This is a genomic window from bacterium, assembly GCA_024228115.1.
Lineage (GTDB): Bacteria > Myxococcota_A > UBA9160 > UBA9160 > UBA6930.
The window spans coordinates 1-4,940 of record JAAETT010000068.1 but is presented as its reverse complement, the minus strand read 5'-3'; the positions used below and the strand labels follow the sequence as shown (position 1 = coordinate 4,940).

The following is a 4,940-nucleotide window of genomic DNA, read 5'->3' as shown; positions in this document are numbered from 1 at the left end:
CGGTCGAGCCGGGAGGGCGTTCGCCCTGGGTCAAGGACCTTTCGACCCGGAAGATCTGAATCGGAATCCGGAACGGCGGGCTGCGTCGCCCCCCGGCCAAATGATCAGATTTCTACGCTTCTGAGTGAGCGTCTACACCCGAGACCTGGCCTTCGGGCATGATCGACAAACTCCAGAACCTGAAGAGCCAACAGATCTTCGACGCGATCGGTAGTGAGACGCTGACCTCGAGCCTCGATCAGCTCCTCGGCGCCGGGCGCTGGCGCGTCCCCAAGGAGTGGGGCCAGTTCTTGATCTCGTTCCCGTCACACGACGCGAGATCCGCGAACGGCTCGTCTGATTCGGAGAGCTGGACGATTCCCCACCGGGTCTGGCATACCGACTTCAGCTTCCGACTCCCGGATCCTCCGCTCTTCGGCGTGCTCGTCTTCAGCTTTCTCGGAGACGTCAAACCCCGTGCTGGCGGAACTGTCGTCGTCAACGGTTCCCATCACCTGCTGCGACGCTTCGTCGAGCAACGAGCCTCGTGCGGCAAGGAGAAGATGAAGGTCACGAGAGAAGCGTTCCTGCGAAGTGATCCCTGGTTGCATGATCTCTCGTCCGAGGATGACGCCACACGCGAGGATCGCGTGCAGCGCTTCACCCTGCGAAGCCACACCATCCAGGGGGTCCCAGTGCGCGTGGTCGAGCTGTGTGGCAATGCGGGTGACGTGATCTTGTGTCACCCCTGGATGCTTCACGCGACGGCAGAAAACGCTGCTGCGACACCGCGCATGATGCGTGCCCAACGAATCCACGTCGTCCGCCAGGCGCCGGATGATGCCCAGGGCACTGAGCCGACGGAAGCTACTCCGCCTCGATCGTGACCTTGGGGCGACAGCGAAGATCCCGGATGATCATGCGCTGGGCTGCGACCATCGCCGTGAGCTGCTGATTCGTATCCCGGAGTTCTTCGAGCTCGGTCCGCAACACCTCCTGGCCCGCGCGAAGCTCGCCAAGGCTGGTCTCCAGGGCCTGATGCTGCTCCAGCGGCACCGTCGCGGCGCAGCCACTCAGCGCAGCGAGAACGGGCAGGATGAGAATGCGCATGGGACGAGGGTAGTTACCGCCCCTCCGATCCCAAGCCCGTTGCCTCGGAACGCGAGCCAACACCCTCATGGACGTGGGCCGCAACCTGTGGCCTAATGGGCCTTCTTTCTTGGAGGCTCTGTGATCGAGCGATTGAGGAACCGCGATGAGTGGGGCTTCTTCGCCATCCTTCCCGAGGCCGACAGGCTCCTTGCCATCGGCTGGTGGGCGATCCTGCTGCTTCGCGGTGCGCTGCCGGCGTTCTTCGCCGTCGCAATGGGCATGCTCATAGGAGCCGTCGAGGGTGGCACGAGCCTGGCGGTACCTCTCGCGTGGGTCGGCGGGGTGTTCGTGTTGTTGCAGGTATTGGCGCCCCTGCATCAGGCCTTCAGCGCGAACCTCGGCAGCAAGACCGCGGCCTGGCTCTACGACCAGCTCTCCGGCGCCTGTGTCGGCCCCCCGGGCATGGGACACCTGGAGAATCCCGAGCTGACCCAGGATCTCACGATGGCCAGGGATTTCGATCTGGGAATCAGCGGCCCACCCCTGAACATCTCGATGGACTTCATCGCTACGGGCCTGGTGGAGATGATCGGTGGGCTCGCGTCCGCGGCGGTCCTGGCCGCCTACGCATGGTGGGCGCCGCTGGTGCTTGGAGGCGCCTGGCTCGCCACCCATTGGCTGCTGCGCGAGAGCGCGGTGTGGAAGGATCGCAACACGAATGAAGTTCGCGAAGCGCAGCGCCACGCGGACTACGCCTACAAGCTCGCGGTGGAGCCACACGCGGCAAAAGAGCTGCGTCTGTTCGGCCTCGCGAAGTGGACCGTCGAACGTTTCCGGCAGCGCCGCCGCCAGCTCTTCGAGCTGCGCTGGGAAGCGACGCGGCTCCGGGAGCGATCCGTGATCGGGAGTCTGTCGTTGGCCCTTGCTGCCAACGTGTTCGTTTTCGGCTCGCTGGCCGCAGCGGCCGCGGATGGCTCACTCGCCTTGGGTCAGCTCGTGACCTTCGCAAGCGCCGCCATCGGTACGAGCATGATCACTTTCGGTGGCTTGTCCTGGGCACTCGACGGAGCGGCTGCTCCAGCGGGAGCCGTAGTGCGACTGAATGAGAGCATGGCCTCCGCTGGAGCCTTGTCCCACGGAAACAGAGTCGCCGCCAACCTCCCGGCACGAGAGATCCGATTCCGCGATGTCCATTTCGCCTACCCTGCGACCGGAGAGCCGGTCCTCGACGGCTTCGATCTCAGCATCCCCGCCGGTTCCTCCCTGGCGATCGTCGGACAGAACGGCGCCGGCAAGACCACCCTCGCAAAGCTCCTATGCCGTCTCTACGAGCCTCAAAGCGGGGCCATCGAGGTGGATGGCGTCGACATCGCGAGCCTCGACCTGCAGGCCTGGCGCGAGCGCATCACGGCCGTCTTCCAGGATTTCATCCGCTTCGAACTCCCCCTGCGCGACAACGTCGCGCCATCCGGTGCGGAGGACAACGCCATCCTCGCGGCATTGGCCGACGCCGGCGCCAGCGATCTGGCGGATCTGGAGACGATCCTGGCGCGCGGCTACCCGGGTGGAACCGATCTTTCGGGAGGCCAGTGGCAGCGGATCGCATTGGCGCGCGCGCTCTGTGCGGTACGCCAAGGGGCTGGAATCGTGCTTCTCGACGAGCCCACCGCTCAGCTCGACGTGCGCGGCGAAGCCGAGATCTTCCAGCGCATCCTCGCCGCAACCCGCGACACCACGACGATCCTGATCTCCCACCGCTTCTCGACCGTTCGCCACGCCGATCGCATCTGTGTGCTCGAAGCAGGCAAGCTGATCGAGTTGGGCAGCCACGAAGAGCTGATGGCGCGGGGCGGCCGCTATTGCACGATGTTCGAGCTTCAAGCTTCGCGTTTCAACAGCGGCGAAGAAGAAGACGAGGGGCTCGATGCCCTCGATTGACGATCTCCCCCGCGCCCTTCCCTCCATGTGGCGTGCATTGAAACGAGGCTACGAGGCGGAACCGGCGCTGCTCGTCACCGCATTCGGGCTTTCGCTCGTGGCCGCACTTCCCGATGCGCTCCTCGCGCTCTGGCTCAAGCTCCTGGCCGACGGCGTCCTCGGCGAGGATGGCCGACTCATCGGGCTCGCTGCCGGCGGGCTCGGCTTCTCCGCTGCGGCAACCTGGTTCCTTCGGGTGATCAGCGATCGCACGCAGCGCCGTTTCCGCGATCAGGTGACGATCGCCCTCGAAACCCATGTGGCGCACTTGCAAGCCTCGGTCGCCACTCTCGAACATCACGAACGTCCCAATCTTCTCGATCGTCTCGCCGTGCTGCGCGACCAGGTCTTCGTCCTCGATCACATGTACGCCTCCTTGTTCAGTACGGCCGGTTGGATCCTCCGGCTCGGAGTGACGATCGCCTTGATGGTCCAGATCCATCCGGCCCTGGCGTTGCTTGCACTGTTCGCCCTTCCAACCGTATTCACTTCGGCGTGGCGCCCGGGGGTGGAGCGAATTGCCGAAGAGCAAGGTGCGTCCTACAACCGCCTTGCTCGCCACCTCTTCGACACCCTCACGACGGCCCCGCCCGGGAAAGAAGTGCGGGTAATCGGTGTGGGCGAATCGTTGGCACGGCGACGGCGCGAAGCATGGGAAGACTGGTACGGCCCGGTTTCGCAGGCGCGCTGGGGCAGCGCCCTCTGGCACTCCCTTGCTTGGATGGTCTTCGGCGCAGCGTTCGTTGGATCGGTGGTCTTCGTCTCTTCGGGCCTCGGGGAGACACCAGGCAATGTGTTGCTCGTACTCGCGGCGGGTTCACGACTATCGGCCTACATCGGTGCCACGGTCGGAGAGATCGGTTTCCTCCGCGGAATCTGGCTCGACGGCTCCCGGCGGATGGCTTGGCTCGAGGACTACGCGGCTTCGCTCGAGGAGGCCGCCGACACGCCGGTCCCCGAAAGGCTGAAGGACGGGATCCGTTTCGAGAAGGTCTCCTTCGCCTACCCGGGGACCGACCGACTCGTCCTCGAGGATGTCGATCTGCATCTGCCCGCTGGATCCGTCGTTGCCATCGTCGGCGAAAACGGTGCGGGCAAGACGACACTGGTAAAACTCCTGGCTCGTCTCTATCTCCCGACGAAAGGCCACATCCTGGTCGAGGGTGCTGACCTGGCCCGCATGGCAGTGCGGGACTGGCGAGCGCGCCTTGCTGGAGCCTTCCAGGATTTCTTCCGTTTCGAGTTCCATGCGCTGCATACCGTTGGAATTGGCGACGTCCCCCGCCTCGACGAACGGCCCGCGGTTGGCACTGCGGTGGAGCGAGCTGGAGCAGAGGACGTAGTGGAGCATCTCATCGCGGGCATCGATACCCAGCTGGGGCCGAGCTGGCCGGAGGGCGTCGAAGTCAGCTTCGGGCAGTGGCAGAAGCTCGCCCTCGCCCGCGGTTTCATGCGGGATCGCCCCCTGGTCCTGGCCCTCGACGAGCCGACCGCGGCACTCGACGCCGAGACGGAGCACGCTCTCTTCGAACGCTACGCGGCGGTTTCCCAGGATGGCCAATCCCGTGAGGCCACTCCGGACGGCCGCATCACCCTGCTCGTTTCCCATCGCTTCAGCACCGTGCGCATGGCGGATCTGATCGTGGTGATCGACGGCGCGCGGGTCGTCGAAGTCGGAACCCACGAGCATTTGATGGCGATGGGCGGACACTACGCCGAGCTCTACAGCATCCAGGCTGCGGCCTACAGCGCCTAGCCCGGAAAATTCATGAAGAAGTCTCGTTCTTGAATTGAAGAAGGCCCCAGTTGCGGTAGAAACGTGTTGCGACACCCGTTTCCCCTCAACAAGGGCCCCTTCATGAAGCCGGATTCTACCGCACAGACTGTCACCT

General features: G+C 64.6%; 4 protein-coding genes. 3 read left to right on the top strand and 1 reads right to left on the bottom strand.

Annotated features, from left to right (window positions below; genetic code table 11):
* The first annotated feature begins 158 nt into the window (after positions 1-158).
* Positions 159-866, top strand: a complete 708-nt coding sequence (locus GY937_03955) for a phytanoyl-CoA dioxygenase family protein (GenBank protein ID MCP5055862.1) — start codon at positions 159-161, stop codon at positions 864-866.
* On the opposite strand, the gene GY937_03950 is transcribed toward GY937_03955, so the two are convergent.
* Positions 847-1,089 carry a hypothetical protein gene (locus GY937_03950; GenBank protein ID MCP5055861.1) on the bottom strand — a complete coding sequence of 81 codons (243 nt, stop codon included), beginning with the start codon at positions 1,087-1,089 and terminating at the stop codon, positions 847-849. The genes GY937_03955 and GY937_03950 overlap by 20 nt on opposite strands.
* Positions 1,090-1,209: 120 nt before the next feature.
* Between GY937_03950 and GY937_03945 the strand changes: the two genes are divergently transcribed.
* Together GY937_03945 and GY937_03940 are read left to right on the top strand one after the other, a co-directional pair.
* Complete coding sequence (locus GY937_03945; protein MCP5055860.1) at positions 1,210-3,009, top strand: ATP-binding cassette domain-containing protein; 1,800 nt, start codon at positions 1,210-1,212, stop codon at positions 3,007-3,009.
* Positions 2,996-4,804 (top strand): ABC transporter ATP-binding protein, encoded by a 1,809-nt coding sequence (locus GY937_03940; GenBank protein MCP5055859.1) that lies wholly within the window; start codon positions 2,996-2,998, stop codon positions 4,802-4,804. Before GY937_03945 ends, GY937_03940 begins: the two co-directional genes overlap by 14 nt.
* The last annotated feature ends 136 nt before the right edge of the window (positions 4,805-4,940 follow it).